This window comes from Paenibacillus sp. ClWae2A (assembly GCF_032452295.1).
In the GTDB taxonomy this organism is placed as follows: Bacteria; Bacillota; Bacilli; order Paenibacillales; family Paenibacillaceae; genus Paenibacillus.
This window is the reverse complement of sequence record NZ_JAULSQ010000001.1, coordinates 1,102,048-1,120,094: the sequence shown is the minus strand read 5'-3', so window position 1 is coordinate 1,120,094 and position 18,047 is coordinate 1,102,048. Positions and strand designations below refer to the sequence as shown.

Annotated in this window: 13 protein-coding genes; all 13 read left to right on the top strand. The window is 47.1% G+C overall.

Features of this window, described 5'->3' with window-relative positions; genetic code table 11:
• Positions 1–32 precede the first annotated feature (32 nt).
• The 13 genes from QVE09_RS04650 to hflX all read left to right on the top strand — a co-directional run bounded on the left by QVE09_RS04650 (position 33) and on the right by hflX (position 18,012).
• Complete coding sequence (locus QVE09_RS04650) at positions 33–824, top strand: ABC transporter permease (protein ID WP_347388738.1); 792 nt, start codon at positions 33–35, stop codon at positions 822–824.
• A gap of 349 nt (positions 825–1,173) precedes the next feature.
• Positions 1,174–2,151, top strand: coding sequence for an aromatic acid exporter family protein (locus QVE09_RS04645; protein WP_315935873.1), 978 nt, complete (start codon positions 1,174–1,176; stop codon positions 2,149–2,151).
• A 75-nt stretch (positions 2,152–2,226) separates the two neighbouring features.
• Entirely contained in the window at positions 2,227–2,787 is a 561-nt protein-coding gene (locus QVE09_RS04640; protein WP_315935872.1) for an outer spore coat protein CotE, read from the top strand.
• A 201-nt stretch (positions 2,788–2,988) separates the two neighbouring features.
• Positions 2,989–4,239 carry a putative amidoligase domain-containing protein gene (locus tag QVE09_RS04635; RefSeq protein WP_315935871.1) on the top strand — a complete coding sequence of 417 codons (1,251 nt, stop codon included), beginning with the start codon at positions 2,989–2,991 and terminating at the stop codon, positions 4,237–4,239.
• Positions 4,240–4,443: 204 nt separating this feature from the next.
• Entirely contained in the window at positions 4,444–7,248 is a 2,805-nt protein-coding gene (gene mutS / locus QVE09_RS04630; RefSeq protein WP_315935870.1) for a DNA mismatch repair protein MutS, read from the top strand.
• A gap of 21 nt (positions 7,249–7,269) precedes the next feature.
• The gene (mutL, locus tag QVE09_RS04625) at positions 7,270–9,486 is read left to right on the top strand and encodes a DNA mismatch repair endonuclease MutL (protein WP_315935869.1); all 2,217 of its coding nucleotides are present in this window, start codon (positions 7,270–7,272) and stop codon (positions 9,484–9,486) included.
• Positions 9,487–9,503: 17 nt separating this feature from the next.
• Complete coding sequence (locus QVE09_RS04620; protein WP_315935868.1) at positions 9,504–10,289, top strand: class I SAM-dependent methyltransferase; 786 nt, start codon at positions 9,504–9,506, stop codon at positions 10,287–10,289.
• A complete protein-coding gene (miaA, locus tag QVE09_RS04615; RefSeq protein ID WP_260632777.1) occupies positions 10,270–11,226 on the top strand; it encodes a tRNA (adenosine(37)-N6)-dimethylallyltransferase MiaA in 957 nt (318 codons plus the stop codon). The genes QVE09_RS04620 and miaA overlap by 20 nt, the downstream gene beginning before the upstream one ends.
• Positions 11,227–11,599: 373 nt before the next feature.
• Positions 11,600–11,842: an RNA chaperone Hfq gene (gene hfq / locus QVE09_RS04610; RefSeq protein WP_017687918.1), complete on the top strand. Its 243-nt coding sequence runs from the start codon at positions 11,600–11,602 to the stop codon at positions 11,840–11,842.
• A 168-nt stretch (positions 11,843–12,010) separates the two neighbouring features.
• Positions 12,011–14,671: a transglycosylase domain-containing protein gene (locus QVE09_RS04605; protein WP_315935867.1), complete on the top strand. Its 2,661-nt coding sequence runs from the start codon at positions 12,011–12,013 to the stop codon at positions 14,669–14,671.
• A 289-nt stretch (positions 14,672–14,960) separates the two neighbouring features.
• Positions 14,961–15,524, top strand: a complete 564-nt coding sequence (locus QVE09_RS04600) for a ribonuclease FAU-1 family protein (protein ID WP_036672757.1) — start codon at positions 14,961–14,963, stop codon at positions 15,522–15,524.
• Positions 15,525–15,634: 110 nt separating this feature from the next.
• Positions 15,635–16,606 carry an AAA family ATPase gene (locus tag QVE09_RS04595; RefSeq protein ID WP_062834999.1) on the top strand — a complete coding sequence of 324 codons (972 nt, stop codon included), beginning with the start codon at positions 15,635–15,637 and terminating at the stop codon, positions 16,604–16,606.
• Positions 16,607–16,725: 119 nt separating this feature from the next.
• Positions 16,726–18,012 (top strand): GTPase HflX, encoded by a 1,287-nt coding sequence (hflX, locus tag QVE09_RS04590; protein WP_315935866.1) that lies wholly within the window; start codon positions 16,726–16,728, stop codon positions 18,010–18,012.
• Positions 18,013–18,047: the final 35 nt, after the last annotated feature.

Below are 18,047 nucleotides of genomic sequence, written 5' to 3'. Positions count from 1 at the left end.
TGAATCCGAAGCAGGAAAAGCGTGACGAATGGATGGGGCAGCTGCATCGGAATCATATTCAGCAGGTGGCCAGATGGCGACATCAAGTGCTTGCCGTACAGTTATCTATGCTCGTATGTATGTTTTTGCTATGGGAAGTGGCAGGCAGACTCCGTTGGATTGATGTACTGTTATTCAGTTATCCGAGTAAGATTTTTGCCCAGATCGGCAAGGACATCGCTAGTGGCGAGTTGTGGGCACATGTTGGGGTAACCGTAGGGGAAACGGCAGTTGGTTTTTTACTGGGAACACTCGTTGGAACCTTGCTTGCGGTTTTAATTTGGTGGTCTCCTTTTTTGTCCAAGGTGCTTGACCCCTATATGGTTGTGTTCAACAGTATGCCAAAGGTAGCACTTGGCCCGATCTTTATCGTTATGTTTGGCGCTGGTTTTACGGCAATTGTTATGACTACGTTGTCCATCACGGTTATTATCACAACATTGGTCGTGTATAACAGCTTCAATGAAGTGGATCCCAATTATATTAAAGTCATTCGTACGTTTGGTGGAGACCGTTCCGAGATTTTTACGAAAGTTGTATTACCTGCTTCTTTTCCGGCGATTGTCTCTACCTTGAAAGTGAACGTTGGCATGGCTTGGGTGGGTGTAATTGTGGGTGAGTTTCTGGTCGCCAAACAAGGGCTCGGTTATCTGATTATCTACGGATTCCAGGTATTCAACTTCACGCTTGTATTATCGAGTCTGTTAATTATTGCAGCCGTTGCAACAGCTATGTATCAACTTGTTGTCTATGCAGAACGCAAAATGCTGGCTGGCCGCAGGTGATCCGGAAGTGTTTTACTCGTAATGTGACCGGGTATGATATGTATACAATTTCACAAGGGGTGTCACGTTGCCCGATACCGTAAAATCAAGTACCATATTTAGTATGAACATTCCGCGCAGATCCGGAATGAATGCGATGATTGGAGAAGAGGGCCTTGAGGTTCTGTCGCAACGATCTAACTTGCCAGCGTCCCTCATTCGGGGCGTGTTGCTGTGACCGGCATGCATGCGCATGTCGGTTGATGTCGTCTAGTTTACATTTGGATGAGACATACTAGTCAAGATAAATGAATGAGGCGACGAGCTGGCTAAGAATTTTTTTTGCAGCTTAGAGGAGATGGAATGTTAAATGGGTTTTAGGGTAATTAAAACCGCAATCGCCGCATTAATGGCCGTACTGATTGCAGACTGGTGCCGCTTGCCGGGACCAACATCAGCGGGATTGCTTGCCATTCTTGGCGTGGATGTAACGAGAAAACGAAGTATTCGCACCATATCGGCGCGGTTTTTTGCTTCCGTAGTTGGGCTTTTATTTGCAAGTGTACTTTTTCACTTTCTAGGCTTCCATTATTGGGTGCTGGCCGTATACATATTGATCGCATTCCCGGTTATTGTCCGGGTAGGCTTCAAAGAAGGTATTGTAACAGGTTCAGTTGTGGTGTTTCGGGTGTTCGGCGGCGGGGAGATGGACGTGCATGTCGTCCTCGTACAAATTGCTTTGCTTCTGATTGGTCTTGGTTCCGCAATGGCGGTTAACCTGGCCTATATGCCGGCAGCGGATCCACAGATGCTGCGCATTCGCAAACGAATTGATGAACTCTTCTCGAAGATTTTCAAGGAATTCGCGGCCACGCTGCGTAATCCCAATGAAGCGTGGGCGGGGAGAGAGCTGATTGAAGCAGATAAAGCGATCCTTGGCGGTATCGATGCAGCCAAGCGTTCTCTGGAGAATCAGGTGATTCATCCAAATGAGGAATGGAGTGTCTACTTCTATATGCGTAAAACGCAGCTGGACTCCATCCAGCACATGATGCATCTGGTGTCCCAGATCTATCAGAAGATGCCACATGCGGAAATGGTATCGGAGCTGTTCGATCAGCTTAGTCAGGATGTACTTACTGAATCCTACACCGGACGAACTGAAAAACTTCTTGCGGATGTGCAAGAAGAATTCAAACGTATGGAGCTGCCGGATACAAGGGAAGAATTCGAGATTCGTTCCGCAATTCTCCAGTTGTGCCGCGAACTCGCGCTGTATCTGAAAGTCGCGAAGAAGGACAAAGCACCGTCCCCAATCTCGGACCGGTCCCAATCTACAAACGAATAATAGAAAATAGTTGTCACCCTAGACGAATGCCCTGCATACACTTGTAGTGAATGATTGTATGGAGGAGGTTTAAAGATGTCATTGAGTCATAAACATCAATGTAGAGAGATTATCACGAAGGCGATCTGCGGCAAAGGTCGTAAGTTCTCTACCGTAACACATACCGTGACTCCGCCAAATGGTCCGACAAGTATTTTGGGGGCTTGGATTATCAACCACCAATATGAAGCCGTATCAGCGGGTGACGGAATTGAAGTTATTGGTACTTACGATATCAACATTTGGTATTCCTACGACAAGAATTCGCAGACGGATGTAGCCAAAGAAACGGTCTCGTATGTAGAACATGTGCCTTTGTCTTATCTGGACCCGAAACACCGGACTTCCACAGTGGAGGTATCTGCGGATGCAACGCAGGAACCTAGCTGTGTGGAAGCCACAGTATCAGCAGGTGGAAGCAGTGTAATTATCCGGGTAGAACGGGAATTCGCTGTGGAACTCGTTGCCGAAACCAAAGTTTGTGTGAAGGTCTGCACAGAGGGTTGCGGTGATTACGAAGACAAGGACTATGACTTTGGCAGTGGCGATGGAGATTATGACGATCTCGATCCCGATCTGCTTGACGATGAGCTGTGAGTTTGACGCCTGTATTTGATAACCTAAGGTATCATATGCGCCAGAAGGCGCGTTGAAGAGGGCGTAAGCCCTCTTTCTTCTTAAATATTGAAAAATGGGTGGTAACGAGCCTCGCAATGTGCCTGGAATACCTTTCACGGGAAGGCTCCGCATTGCGGGGTTATTTTTATTTTAGTTGCATGATCCGGGAGGGGGGACGTAATGAATGTGATGGAACAAGCGGAGGAAGCGCTACGTCGATATGAAAGGATGACTTCTGGAGAACGAACAGCGCGGTTGAAACAGGCAGGCATTGAAGTATTGTCATTGCACGATCGGCGCAAACGTGAACCAGGCTTGCGTGTACGCTATGATGTAGAGATAAGTTGTCTGCAGGCGATCCGGATCAAGCGCAAGGATACTAGTGGCATGGGAGGGGCACAGGAAACTCTGTTGGAGCGTGAAGCGAGTTCAACCTTGTTCAAGCGCATAGAACGACTTGCGATCAAAACGCTGTATACGCTAGGACTGGATCATGGAACTGTTCGAATGGAATCCTCAGGGAATGGCGGATGTGCAGTCATTTCGATCGATCCGTGTCCCTGGAAAGGGGTGACCAACCTTGCTGCTATCTATAGGGAAAGCTGGAAGCAGCATCAGGAACTGCTGGATGATGAGGCGATTCACAGACCCACTCCGATACTCGGCATGGACCCGGAGTTTCTTCTGGTGCAGATGCCGGAATCCAAAATCGTACCCGCCTCCAGATTTCTTGAACGTACAGGAATGGCAGGCTGTGATTCCGTTACGATTGGTGGACGGCGCATATATCCGGTTGCCGAACTGAGACCCGCTCCCAGCTCCGAACCACGAGAACTGCTGGCTCATCTGATGAGGGCATTCGCAGCAGCTTCCCGCAGCATCAGTGATCACTCGCTCATCTGGCAGGCAGGAGGGATGCCACAAAGGGGGTTACCTCTGGGTGGTCATATTCATTTTAGCGGCGTGAATCTTAACGGGGAACTGCTCCGTGCACTGGACAATTATCTGGCATTGCCATTAGCATTACTTCAAGACCCCCGTGGATCGGGAAGACGCCCCCGTTATGGAGCACTTGGTGATTTTCGCCTGAAATCCTATGGTGGTTTTGAGTATCGTACGTTACCCAGCTTTCTTGTGTCGCCCCTTGTTGCGAAAGGTGTTGTGGCCTTGGCAGGTCTGATCGCGAGCGGGTATACTCAATTACGGCAGCGTCCGTTGGCGAAAGCTGAGGTTCATACCGCTTTTTATGAAGGAAAGCGCGAAGTGATCAAGGAACACATTCCAGCTCTGGTAGATGATCTGAAGAGGTTGGAGGGATATGCACGTTATGAACGGTATGCGTCCCCGCTAATCCTTCAATTAAAACTGGGAAGAACTTGGGATGAGAGCCGAGATATTCGCAAACTCTGGAATATTCGGGCAGGTTCATGAAGAACGGACGTTTTTTTGATATAATAAGAAGTAAGTCTTTTATAAGTAAAAGCTACGGAAGAGTTGAAGGTAGCAACCCTTGAAGGAAGTGGCGAATAGCCAACACATAAGGCGGAGGCGCAAACACAGTGCCTGACCGTCTTATTGTCCTTCCAGGAAGCGTTTCTTCCTGACATTATAGGAACAGGATGGAGGATATTCATCATGGCTCAGTATACGCCAATGATTCAACAATATTTGCAAGTGAAGGCCGAAGCACAGGATGCTTTTCTATTTTTTAGACTGGGTGACTTCTATGAATTGTTCTTCGAGGATGCGATTAATGCTTCCCGTGAACTTGAGATCACGCTGACCGCACGCAACGGAGGCACGGATGACAAAATTCCGATGTGCGGTGTACCTTATCATTCGGCTGACAATTACATACAGCGTCTGATTGAAAAAGGATATAAAGTTGCGATATGTGAACAGATGGAAGATGCAAGTGTAACCAAAGGTATGGTACGACGTGAAATTGTACGTGTGGTTACACCCGGAACGGTGATGGAAGGCAAGACGCTGGGCGATAAATCCAACAACTACATGGTGTGTCTTACAGGTAATCAAAATACGCTGGCGCTGGCGGCCTGTGATCTGTCAACGGGTGAGTTGTATGTTACATCGGTGCCCTATTCCAAGGAATGGCTCAAGGATGAAATCGGCATCTACGAACCATCGGAGCTGGTAGGGGATGCAGTGCTGCTTGAAACGGTAGAAGCCGAGGCGTCTCCAATCGGTCGCCCTGTGGTCTACACGTCGTGGACAAAGAATAAGGAAGATCTGGTCCGTCAGCAGTTTGGCGAGGCTGTGTGGGCAAGGTTGGAGCCTGAACGTCAAGCGTGCATTGCACGTCTTTTCTCCTATCTGAGTGAGACACAGAAACGTTCTCTTGGGCAATTAACTCAAATCTCAACGTATGAGCCAGATCATTACATGATCTTGGACCCGTTTACCCGCCGGAACCTGGAATTGGTGGAAACCGTTCGTGAACGCTCCAAAAAAGGTTCATTACTCTGGTTGCTTGATCGGACCGAGACGTCCATGGGTGCAAGAATGTTGCGTCGCTGGGTCGATAAGCCATTGTTGCAAAAAGGGAAGATTAATGAGCGTCTTGAAGCAGTGGATACGCTGTACAACCAGTTTATATTGCGTGAGGACCTGCGGGCAGAACTCAAAGACATCTACGATCTGGAGCGCTTGGTAGGCCGGATTGCGTTTGGTAATGCCAATGGTCGTGACCTGAATGCGCTCAAGTCATCGCTGGAGAAAATCCCAGGACTTCGTCAGCATTGCGCAGGATCATCTTCCGCAACATTGCAGCATATTGCCGAAACGATGGATGATTGCAATGATCTGCGTGAAGCTATCGGGCAAGCCATTGTGGACGAGCCGCCGGTATCGGTAAGGGACGGAGGTCTGATTCGTGAAGGGTATCATGAACGTCTGGATGAATTACGTGAGGCTTCGGTCAACGGGAAACAGTGGATTGCGGAGCTGGAAGCGAGAGAGCGTGAGGCGACAGGCATTCGATCGCTGAAGATTGGATATAACAAAGTGTTTGGTTATTATATCGAGATCACCAAGTCGAATCTGTCCTCGTTGCCAGAGGGACGTTATGAACGTAAACAGACACTTGCCAATGCAGAGCGTTATATCACGCCGGAGTTGAAGGAAAAAGAAACTCTGATTCTCGAAGCTCAGGACAAAATGGTTGATATTGAGTATGGGCTGTTCGCAGAGCTGCGTGAGCGATTGAACAAAGAGATTGCAAGACTGCAGAAGTTGGCCGAACAGGTTGCCGAAATTGATGTGTATCAATCTTTTGCGGTGATTAGTGCTGAGCGAAACTTTGTACGGCCTACGCTGACCGACGGTTATGATCTGGTTGTGGAAGAAGGACGTCATCCCGTAGTTGAAGCGGTCATGCGAGATGGTGCATTTATTGCCAATCACACCGCTATGACCAAAGAAGAGGCGCGTATTCTGCTGATTACTGGACCAAATATGGCTGGTAAGAGTACGTATATGCGACAGGTTGCTTTAATCTCCATTTTGGCGCAAGTAGGTTGTTTTGTACCTGCGGGTCAGGCAGAGGTGCCGATCATGGATCGTATTTTCACACGCATTGGTGCCGCGGATGATCTCATTGGTGGACAAAGCACATTCATGGTGGAGATGGCTGACATTCAGGTCATGACGGACAAAGCGACACCACGCAGTCTGATTATTATCGATGAATTGGGACGAGGAACGTCCACCAGCGAAGGTATGGCGATTGCTCAATCTGTCATTGAATATGTACACGATATCATCGGCTGTAAAGCTCTTGTATCAACTCATTTCCATGAACTTGCTCATCTGGAGGAGAGTCTGGACAAGCTGGCCAACTACTCTATGGCGGTACAAGAGAGCGGTGACAAAGTTAATTTCCTGCGCAAATTGATTGCCGGGGCAGCCAGCAGCAGTTATGGTATCTATTGTGCACGCCTTGCAGGTCTGCCTGATAGTATTATTGAGCGGGCGAATGGACTATTGCATGGGTTTGAACATGCGGCGGCGCAAGTAGCTGTAGGCAGTGAATATACCGGAAACGAAAAGCAGGAAGCAGGCCTGAAGTTAAAAGGTGTAGAATTCCAGCACACGGATTCAGAAACATTGATTCGGGAGCATGAAACTGCGGAGAGTACAGAGTACACACCTTCTATTGAAGATTCGGCCGGGAAGCAGCATGCTAAGAAAGCAAACAATAGCAAAGTACAGTCCAGTGCAAGCCATTCGGATGTGGTTCAACTGTCCATCTTTGGGGATGATGAGCCGAATGTGGCAACGAAACCGGATGTAGTTGCGGTGGATAAACCAGCGCGAGAATTCATCCGTACGATGAAAGATATCGATGTCATGAATATGACGCCTCTTCAGGCGATGCAGATATTGAATGATCTCAAATTGAAGGCACAGCAATTATCCTGAGTATAAGGGAGGGGAAAACCTGTGGCGAAAATACATGTGCTTGATGAACATATTGCCAACCAGATCGCGGCGGGTGAAGTGGTCGAACGGCCTGCTTCAGTCGTCAAGGAGTTGCTCGAAAACTCGGTGGACGCAGGCGCCACCAAGATTGAAGTAACAGTGGAAGAGGGCGGACTCCTCAGTATTCGTGTCAAAGACAATGGTTCAGGTATCGAGCCAGAGGATATGGAAACCGCCTTTTATCGTCACGCGACCAGCAAAATAGCTCATGGCCGAGATCTGTTCCAGATCACAAGTCTTGGATTCCGTGGAGAAGCCTTGGCGAGTATCGCCGCAGTATCCAAGGTAGAGGTGTTGTCGGCAAGTGACAATGATGGGCGGGGGCGCCGTATCGTGATTGAAGGCGGGAATCTTGTCTCTCATGAAGATGCAACCTCACCCCAAGGTACAGATTTTGCAGTGAAAGAATTATTTTACAATACACCAGCGAGACTCAAATATATGAAAACGATTCAGACGGAACTGGGACATATATCAGATGTCCTTTACCGGATGGCGATGTCTCATCCAAACATTTCCTTCAGACTGCGTCATAATGAGAATGTGTTGCTTCAGACATTGGGCAATGGTGATTTACTGCAAGTGGTTGCAGCGATCTATGGGACAAGTGCTGCCAAAGCGATGCTTCCCATCCAGGGAGAAAGTCTGGATTACCGGGTGAGCGGGCTGATCAGCCTGCCTGAATGGACACGAGCGAATCGTGGTGGTATGTCGACGATTGTTAATGGGCGATTTGTTCGCAATTATGGTCTCAATCAGGCTATTCTCAAAGCCTACCATACCTTGCTGCCGATTAATCGCTTCCCTCTTGTCGTGGTGCAGCTGGAGATGCATCCGTCCCTTGTGGATGTGAACGTGCATCCGGCCAAGCTGGAGGTTCGCTTCAGCAAGGAGCCAGAACTGTATGAATTCATAGAGACGACATTACGGGGGATTCTCCGCCAGGAGGTATTGATCCCACAGGTCAAAAAACAGCAGATTCGACGCGGAGACGATAGTTCCTTTATCCAGGAGCAATTCCTCTTTCCACGTGGTCCTCTGAAAGATGCATCTGATGAAGAAGGATATGGTCAACAAGGGCCACTTGGGAAACCTGCTGCTGCACCGCTGAAGTTGACTGCCGAAGATGATGACCTGGATTTGGATGCTCCGGCGGATGTGTCCACAGCACAGCCGGTATCTGAACAGGGACAGACAGTGCCGTTGCCCGAAGCTCCACCTGAGATTACACACCCCCCAGAGCAGTTAGAAAGTTGGAACGGGGATATTTTGCAGAAGATTGCTAGTCATGATGGGGGGCAGACAACCGCTAACGTGCAGGGAGGTACTAAGGATGTAAGTACTAGTTCTTCCGAAGCTTTTTCCAAAACTGACCTGTCTTCTCAAGATGGTGGAGGTCGTGGAGCAACAGAGAACCCGCTGGGTGAAGGCAAACCAGCTACGTATCGCTCCGATTCTGTATATTCACCGGTTAGGGAAGCACGTTCATCGTATAACCCGTCTCCAGTTCCGAGAAGCGAACGGACGTGGAAAACTTCAGGTCTGCCTGATGCCACTAAACTTGCTGCTGCCATTAAATCAGATGCATCCATGCCCGCATTTCCGGAGCTGAGTCTGATCGGACAGCATCATGGTACGTATTTGATCGCGCAAAATGACCAAGGTTTATATTTGATTGATCAGCATGCCGCTCATGAACGCGTGAATTATGAGTACTATTACGAGAAATTTGGAAATCCTGCCCAGGCCTCACAAGAGTTACTGCTGCCGATTACGCTGGAGTTCACACCTTCGGAGACGGAAAAACTGAAAACAAGACTGGCCTGGTTCGAGCAGGCGGGTGTATATTTGGAGCATTTCGGTGGACAGACGTTCCGTGTGCGCTCCCATCCGTTCTGGTTCCCCAAAGGGGACGAGAAAGACATTATCGAAGAGATGTCTGAATGGGTGCTGAGTGAACGCAGCATTGATGTCGCCAAGATGCGAGAAGCTGCATCGATCATGTGCTCCTGCAAGGCGTCTATCAAAGCGAACCAAAAGCTGACGGATCTAGAAGCAGAAGTGCTGATTCAGCGTCTCGGTTCATGTCGTCAGCCCTACACTTGTCCACATGGTCGGCCGATTGTGGTGTCATTTTCAACGTATGATCTGGAAAAATTATTTAAACGAGTGATGTAGCTATTTAGGGGGACATTATGTACATTACAACCGGTGACAAGGAGATTGCCTCTCAGGTGGAGCGTGCGCGTAAGCTCGCCGAAACGACAGGAGGTACCTACGTACCGCGCAATAGAACGTCTTTACCCAAACTGATTGAACAGTATGGTATCAACGAAATACTCGTCGTGCTCAATGGCAGAGCACGTTTGTTTCGCAAGGATGCGACGGAGCTTGAGTTTCACCCCAGTATGGGATTTGTTCGCGCTAAACGTGTTCTAAGGGGGGAAGCCGATCCCATGCTTGAAGCTGGTGCGGTACTCAAAGGGGACACCATTGTTGATTGTACCGCTGGACTCGGTTCAGATGCGCTGGTATTTTCGGTTGCTGCTGGTAAGAGTGGAAGGGTCATCGCATGTGAAAGTTCTCAACCGCTCTATACCTTGCTGCTGGAGGGCATGTCTCATTATAAGAGCAATCAGCCCTTGGTGGATGAGGCTTTCCGGCGCATAGACCTGCGGCATGTGGATCATCTTGAGTTACTGCGTTCCATGCCGGATCAGAGCTGTGACACTGTATATTTTGACCCCATGTTCCGTGAACCAATGATGGATTCAAGTGCTATACAGCCCTTGCGAGATTATGCGAATGCTCACGCGCTGGATGAACAGAGTATTGTGGAAGCGAAACGGGTTGCCCGTAAACGGGTAGTGATGAAAGAAAAGCGCGGCAGCGCGGAGTTTGACAGGCTCGGATTTGAAATACTTGATCGGGCGAATGCAAAAACCCTGTACGGAGTGATTAATGTTGAAAGTGGAAGTTAAACCAAAACCTAAACTGCTTGTGCTGGTTGGACCAACAGCAGTAGGCAAAACAAGAATGAGCATCGAGCTTGCCCAAGCTTTCAATTGTGAGATTATCTCGGGGGATTCGATGCAGGTATATCGTGAAATGGATATCGGAACAGCCAAGATTACATCTGAAGAAATGAAGGGGGTACCTCATCATCTCATTGATATCCATGAACCGGAATACCCGTATTCTGTGGCCGAGTTTCAGGAGAGTTGCACTCGATTGATTAGTGAAATCCATGAACGCGGTAAAATGCCTTTTATTGTAGGTGGCACCGGTCTGTATGTGGAATCAGTATGTTACGGCTTCCAATTTTCGGATAGTGGTTCAGATGAAGCGTTCAGAGAGGAACAATTCAGCTATGCGGAGCAACATGGAGCACAGGCCCTTCATGATCGTTTGAGGGAAGTTGATCCGGTTAGTGCGGATCGTCTGCATCCGAATGACCAGCGGCGAATTGTACGTGCGCTTGAGATCCATCACCTCACAGGCGAGAAGTGGTCTGATCAGCTGGCAGTACAGAAGAAAGAGTCGCCTTATGATCTTCTTATTGTTGGTTTGACAATGGATCGCCAGAAGTTGTATGCCCGGGTAGAAGAGCGGATTGATTTGATGATCGAACAAGGTCTGGTAGATGAGGTGAAATCCTTGTTGGAACGGGGAGTGGCCAGAGGTCATATTTCCATGCAAGGACTGGGGTATAAGGAGATTGCAGCGTTCCTGCAAGGGGAAGTGAGTTGGGAAGCTGCGGTGGAGTGGTTGAAGAGGGATACGCGCCGGTTTGCCAAAAGGCAGCTTTCCTGGTTCCGCCATATGAAGGATATTGAATGGGTGGACATGACGGATACCCAGGATTTTGAAGGGAAATACAAGCAGATAAGTGAATTGATTACACGGAAATTTGATTGATTTGAGCGATTATTAGTATTCTTCTGACAGGCATCGATTAGATCAAGATATGTAAACCTCTACCTTTTAGTCATCAAAAGGATAGAGGTTTTTACTTATCACTAGAACAGATGCTAGAAATTAAAGATTCGCTAAACAACGAATAAATGTGATTTAAAATGAAGGATTTGTCCCTCTTTTGCAAAACTGACAAGCGGTGTATAATGGATAAGTCTTCTATTTGTTCACGACGCCAAGAATGGGGGTAAAATAGCAGACAAGGGGTTTTTGTGGATTATATGAAACTGTTCATGATATAATAGCACGAAAGCTACTCAGCGATATTGAATATTACTTGAACACGAATTCAAATGAACCAATGGGGGTACGGCTAATGAACAAGTCCATCAACATCCAAGATACGTTCTTGAACCAACTGCGGAAAGAAAATATTCCTGCTACGGTCTATCTGACCAACGGCTTCCAAATCCGCGGGACGATCAAGGCATTTGACAATTTTACGATCGTCATTGACAGCGACGGACGCCAGCAAATGGTCTACAAGCATGCCATCTCCACGTTCACGCCGCAACGCAGCGTATCGCTGATGCAGCAAGATAACAGCGGCGAAGCTTAAAAATTACGAAACCTTTTCACCAACCATTTCGTCTACTAGTATAGGTATTGAAACAGAGCAACCTGAATAAAGGGTTGTTCTTTTCATTCCGGGCAAAATATGTTTAATGTATGCCTGAGCCTACAGACGATTAGAAATTATGCATCCGAAAGGGAGTCAGGAGGTAACATGCCAAACGATCCGTTGTCGAGGTCTAACAATCGCAACAACAATAATAAGTCACCCAAAAAAGCGAAGCCAAAGACCTCTAAAAAGAAAAAAATTACGGGTAAACGCGTTGGATGGACACTGTTTTTCACAATGGCAATCGCCATATTCTGTGCACTAGGCGGATATTTATTTATTATGGTGAGTGGTGAAAATCTGCTCAAAGCCAACAAGGACAAAACCACAATTAATGAAACTTCAAAAGTATATGATCGCAATGGCCAATTAATGGGGGAGTTGTCCATTCAGAAGCTGGACCCCGTCAAAGAAGACGATATTCCTGAGCTTGTGAAGCAAGCCTTTGTTGCGACGGAGGATAAACGCTTCTACGATCACCAAGGTGTGGATATCTGGTCCATTGGGCGTGCGGCGGTTAAGGACGTCATGGCTCGTTCCATGGTGGAAGGTGGTAGTACATTAACCCAACAGCTTGCCAAGAACATGTTCTTGTCCCGTGACAAAACGTTCTTCCGTAAAGCAACGGAAGTATCGATAGCCATGGCATTAGAGCGCAAGTACACAAAAGACGAAATTCTGACGATGTATCTGAACCGGATTTTCTTCGGTCATCAGCGTTATGGGATTAAAGCAGCATCTGAATTTTATTTTGGAGTTACCGATCTCAAGAGGTTGAAGTTGTGGCAAATTGCAACATTGGCAGCTATGCCGAAAGGGCCATCTGCCTATAACCCGGTAAGCAATCCAAACGACTCTAAAGCACGCCGTGGTGTGGTATTGCAGCTGATGTATGAACAGGGCTACATTACTAAGGCGGAGATGGATGAAGCAAAAGAAGTTAACTACAACTACAAGCGACCTGAGAAAGACATGAAGTATCAAGCCTTTATTGATTATGTGCTCCGTGAAGCTGAACGAGTAACAGGTAAAACGGAAGATGATCTGAATATTGGCGGATACAAAATCTATACAACCATGGATGCTCAGGCTCAAACGGCCATGGAAACTGCCTTCACAGATGATAGTCTGTTCGAGGCAAGTAAAGATGATCAACAGGTTCAAGGCTCCATGGTTATCATGAATCACGAGAATGGCAGTCTCGTTGCCCTCTTGGGCGGACGTGATTATCAGACTAAAGGGTATAGTCGTGTAACGCAGAGTCGAAGACAACCAGGTTCTGCTTTTAAACCGATTGTGTCTTATGCACCGGCTCTTGAATCAGGAAATTACAGTGCCAATTCGGCGCTGAGTAATGCGAAGCAATGTTTTGGTAACTACTGTCCTGGTAACTTGCATGGATATTCTTCGACGATCAGTATGACGGAAGCCATTACGAAATCGGAAAATATTCCTGCGGTTTGGCTACTTGATAAAATAGGCGTTAACACAGGCATAAAGTTTGCCAAGAGTGTAGGTATACAGCTGACAGATGAAGACAAAAACTTGGCGATTGCCCTCGGTGGTCTAAGTAAAGGTACAAATACACTGGAAATGGCGCAAGCCTATAGTGCATTTGCCAACCTCGGAGAATACCGACAAGCCTATTCGATTAAGGAAATAAAGGATAGCGCAGGCAAAACTACGTACAAACACGATAACTCTGACACAACACGTGTCATGAGCGAGCAAAATGCGTATCAGCTTACACAGATGCTGCAGAACGTTGTTAATGACGGTACGGGACGTTCAGCGCGTCTGGATCGTCCGGTAGCGGGTAAAACAGGAACTGTTCAAAGTGGTATCTCTGGCAACAGTGCCAACCGTGATGTATGGTTCGTTGGATACACACCGGAGTGGACTGCTGCAGTCTGGATGGGCTATGACAATCCGGATGCCAATCATATGCTTAAGAACAGCAGTAAGCTGTCGGCAGCTTTCTTTGCCAAAGTCATGGGAGATGCTTTAAAAGGCGTTCCAGTGAAGCAATTCAAAGCACCAGCTGGAGGGCAGGCACCTCCGCCAGTAGAAGAACCAGAAAAGCCGGCTCTGTCCGTTAGTGGGCTGAGTGGATCATACGATCCAAATGCACAAACCGTCTCCCTGAGTTGGACTGGAACGGGTGACGCGAGTACGCAATATCGGATTTATCGGAAAGAAACCTCCGAAGCCCAGTTCACGCATCTCATTGATGCAATAGGAGCGACCAATGCACAGGATTTAAGTGCGTTGCCTGGTCTAACCTATGAGTACTATGTGACAGCTTACGACTTGGCATCAGGACTTGAGACGGATCCTTCCAACACCATCTCCTTGATGATTGAAGCGCAGGAAATGCCGCGGGAAGAACCTGATCCTGGTATAGATCCTGGAACAGAGATAGATCCTGAGCAGCCAGGTACGGAGAATCCGGACAATGGTTCACCGGATAATGGCAACTCGAACGGTAATAACGGTAATGGAAATGAAAATGGCAACAACGGAAATGGTAATGGTAATAACGGAAACAATGGCAACGGTGGTAATAACGGCGGAAACGGTCAACCTGGGGAAGGCAATACGACCCCACCCGGTCAGGGCACAACAGATCCTGGCGGAAATGGTGAAGGCCCCGATGATGGGGCCGTAACGACGCCAGGCGAGGTTGTAACTCCGGACAGCGGAACGAGTGGGGATACTGGAGGGACAGATGCACCTGCAGATTCTCAAGCTGGAACCGGCGGCTAAGCCATTGAATCACTAAATAGCTACATTATAAAAAACTGCTTCCCGAAATTTCGGTGAAGCAGTTTTTTTGTTATACGTAACCATCTGTAAAGGGAGCTGATTTGATGAATAGGTGGGACAAAGCTTGATTTTGAGTGTAGAACTTAAATATGGTAAGCTGTAACTATTCGTAATACGTTGTGCAAGGGCGGGCCCAGAGCGCTGGAATGCATCATGCGGACGTTATTACATTGTTCACCAATAACATCAGAGCAGGTCACGGACCTGTAGTCGGCAAAGAGGGGTTCGTATGAAACGGAAATTCGGGGATCGCGCGAACTGGCGCCGGATTACGAACCGACAATTCACATGCCGGTTCGTTCAATCCAAAATTTTTACAGGTTATATTACGTTGTACACCATACAGGATTTGAAAGAACCTCTGTGGAAAACTTATGGAGGCAGTACCTTTTGTATCGCAGATAAAGGTTATTCCTGGCTGCAATACTATCCGAAGGGAGAGCACTTTGTTGTTACAGCGATGTTTGACGATCAGGAACGAATTGTAGAGTGGTATATTGATACATGTCGTAGTCAGGGGATAACCGATCAGGGTGTTCCTTGGTTTGATGACCTGTATCTGGATGTCGTTGTACTGAAAGATGGAGAAGTATTTTTGCTGGATGAAGATGAGCTTGAAGACGCACTGTCACGGAAGCATATTACAACGGGTGATTATGACTTGGCTAACAAGACGGCTAAGGAACTGCTGCATGCCATTGATGCACATGTATTCCCATACTTTCAGTTATCACTGAAGCATAGGCCGAGTTTGTTTGAGAACGGAGAGTTTCGAAAAAACATTCAGATTTGAGACATCTAATTATCCGTAGAATTCTTCATGATCCTTCTAATATTGGAGCACCTGATAGAATACATTAATAATCAGGAGAGTTCAGCCCGATAAAATAGAGGTGATGGCGAATGAACGGACGGGTCATGGCTGCAGGAGAGCAACCAGGAGGCAGACCATCCAGACAAATTAATATTGTGTTGCGTAACCAGGAACCTCAGATGTTGGTCAAAGATGAAGCAGCGGCAGTACAGGCAGCCAAGAGTATAACCAAACATGCGCACTTCCAGGAGATACAGGGTGAATTGGAGCAACTGGTTGGACTTGAAAATATCAAAGACTTGGTATTTGAGATCTATGCTTTCCTACAGATTGCTCAGATGCGTACCGAAGCAGGCTTACTTAGTGGTGCGCACGTGTATCATATGATCTTCAAAGGCAATCCGGGGACCGGTAAGACCACCGTAGCGAGGATCGTTGCCAAACTCTTTCAGAAGATGGGTGTGTTAAGTAAAGGTCATCTTATTGAAGTAGAGCGTGCGGATCTGGTTGGAGAATATATCGGTCACACGGCGCAGAAAACAAGAGATCTGGTTAAGAAGGCACTCGGTGGGATATTGTTCATTGATGAAGCTTACAGTTTGGCCCGCGGGGGAGAGAAGGATTTTGGCAAGGAAGCTATTGATACGCTTGTAAAATCAATGGAAGATAACAAAAATCAGTTTATACTGATTCTTGCCGGATACTCGGAAGAAATTGATTTTTTTCTTCAGACAAATCCCGGATTACCTTCCCGCTTTCCCATTCAAGTGGAGTTTCCAGACTATAGCATTGATCAGTTGATTCAAATCTCTGAGATTATGGCCAAAGAGCGTGATTATATTCTAATGCCACAGACCATACTCAAGCTAAAGCAGCATTTGCTTCAGGAGAAAAATGATTCGCTGCATGCGTTCAGTAACGCCAGATACGTTCGTAATGCCATTGAGCGTTCGATCAGGCATCAGGCGGTTCGTTTGTTGGAACAATACTCAGAAGGCAGTCCAGGGAAACTGGAGCTGATGACAATCCGGACAGAGGATTTGAACTTTGAGCGAAAGTAAGCGATAATATAGTTTTTACACTAGCCGGCCGGGCCAACCGGTTCGGCTTAAGGCATGCCATGGCATATTCGTGGCAATGTATATCAATGGATTAGTAATTAGAGGGAGTGAACATATACATGACAAATGGCACGCATGATACAGATATGGTCAAAAAAGATCGCGCCGTCTTGGTGAGTCTTGTTACGGATGATGTAAAACGTACAGGTATCAATCCTGAGTACTCTTTAGAGGAATTGGTGAAACTTGCCGAGACAGCTGGAGTCGAAGTGCTAAGTGTACTTTCTCAGAACAGGGAAAAACGTGATACCAAATGGTTCATTGGTAAAGGTAAGGTGGAAGAGCTTCGTGCGATTGCGGAGGAACTCGGAGCAACTACAGCTATTTTTGATCAGGAATTGTCAGGTGCACAGGTTCGGAATCTGGAAGAAACCCTCGATCTCAAAATTATTGACCGCACCCAATTGATTTTGGACATCTTTGCACAACGTGCCAACACTAGAGAAGGTATTATTCAAGTGGAATTGGCTCAACATAGCTACTTGCTGCCACGTTTGTCGGGTCATGGCAAGAACCTGTCCAGACTCGGGGGCGGAATCGGAACAAGAGGCCCAGGTGAAAGCAAGTTGGAGACAGACCGCCGTCATATCCGTGGTCGTATCGATGATCTAAAGCGTCATCTGGAAGAATTGACTCGTCATCGTAAGTTGCATCGTGAACGCCGTAAAAAAACAGGTATTGTTCAGGTGGCCCTAGTTGGTTATACCAATGCTGGCAAATCAACCTTGCTCAAACAGTTGACGGCTGCAGATGTGTATATTCAAGATCAGCTATTCGCTACATTAGATCCGACATCACGTACGATGGAACTTCCAAGTGGTAAAGAAATCGTACTTACCGACACGGTTGGATTTATTCAAAATCTCCCGCATGATCTGATTGCAGCATTCCGGGCAACGCTGGAGGAAGTGAATGAAGCAGACCTGATCCTTCATGTTGTGGACGCCTCATCGGCTATGCGTGAAGATCAGATGCGGACGGTTAATACAATTTTGCAAGAACTTGGTTCAGGGGACAAGCCGCAGTTAGTCCTGTATAACAAAAAAGATGCATGTACACCAGAGCAGCTTGAGATGCTTCCATTGGATAAAGGCCATATTAAAGTAAGCGCACTAGACTCGGAGGATCTGCTTAAAATCCGTGAATTCATTCAGACAGAGCTGACAGGTGATACGAAGCGATTCCGTATTCCGGCAGAACGTGGTGATCTTACGTCGGTACTCTACAAAATTGGTGATGTAGTGGATACCAGCTTTGAAGAAAATGATGTAATTTATGAAGTTGAATTGCAGAAAGGTGAATATGAGAAATTTGGTTATATGCTTCAAGATTTCATTGAATTGTAATACTCATGACATATTGATGTGATAAGTTACACGAT

What these genes read in the sequence shown, in the direction of transcription:
- QVE09_RS04650 (WP_347388738.1), top strand. Translation starts at nt 33, where the DNA reads ATGGGGCAGCTGCATCGGAATCATATTCAGCAGGTGGCCAGATGGCGA.
- QVE09_RS04645 (WP_315935873.1), top strand. Translation starts at nt 1,174, where the DNA reads ATGGGTTTTAGGGTAATTAAAACCGCAATCGCCGCATTAATGGCCGTA.
- QVE09_RS04640 (WP_315935872.1), top strand. Translation starts at nt 2,227, where the DNA reads ATGTCATTGAGTCATAAACATCAATGTAGAGAGATTATCACGAAGGCG.
- QVE09_RS04635 (WP_315935871.1), top strand. Translation starts at nt 2,989, where the DNA reads ATGAATGTGATGGAACAAGCGGAGGAAGCGCTACGTCGATATGAAAGG.
- mutS (WP_315935870.1), top strand. Translation starts at nt 4,444, where the DNA reads ATGGCTCAGTATACGCCAATGATTCAACAATATTTGCAAGTGAAGGCC.
- QVE09_RS04620 (WP_315935868.1), top strand. Translation starts at nt 9,504, where the DNA reads ATGTACATTACAACCGGTGACAAGGAGATTGCCTCTCAGGTGGAGCGT.
- miaA (WP_260632777.1), top strand. Translation starts at nt 10,270, where the DNA reads ATGTTGAAAGTGGAAGTTAAACCAAAACCTAAACTGCTTGTGCTGGTT.
- hfq (WP_017687918.1), top strand. Translation starts at nt 11,600, where the DNA reads ATGAACAAGTCCATCAACATCCAAGATACGTTCTTGAACCAACTGCGG.
- QVE09_RS04605 (WP_315935867.1), top strand. Translation starts at nt 12,011, where the DNA reads ATGCCAAACGATCCGTTGTCGAGGTCTAACAATCGCAACAACAATAAT.
- QVE09_RS04600 (WP_036672757.1), top strand. Translation starts at nt 14,961, where the DNA reads ATGAAACGGAAATTCGGGGATCGCGCGAACTGGCGCCGGATTACGAAC.
- QVE09_RS04595 (WP_062834999.1), top strand. Translation starts at nt 15,635, where the DNA reads ATGAACGGACGGGTCATGGCTGCAGGAGAGCAACCAGGAGGCAGACCA.
- hflX (WP_315935866.1), top strand. Translation starts at nt 16,726, where the DNA reads ATGACAAATGGCACGCATGATACAGATATGGTCAAAAAAGATCGCGCC.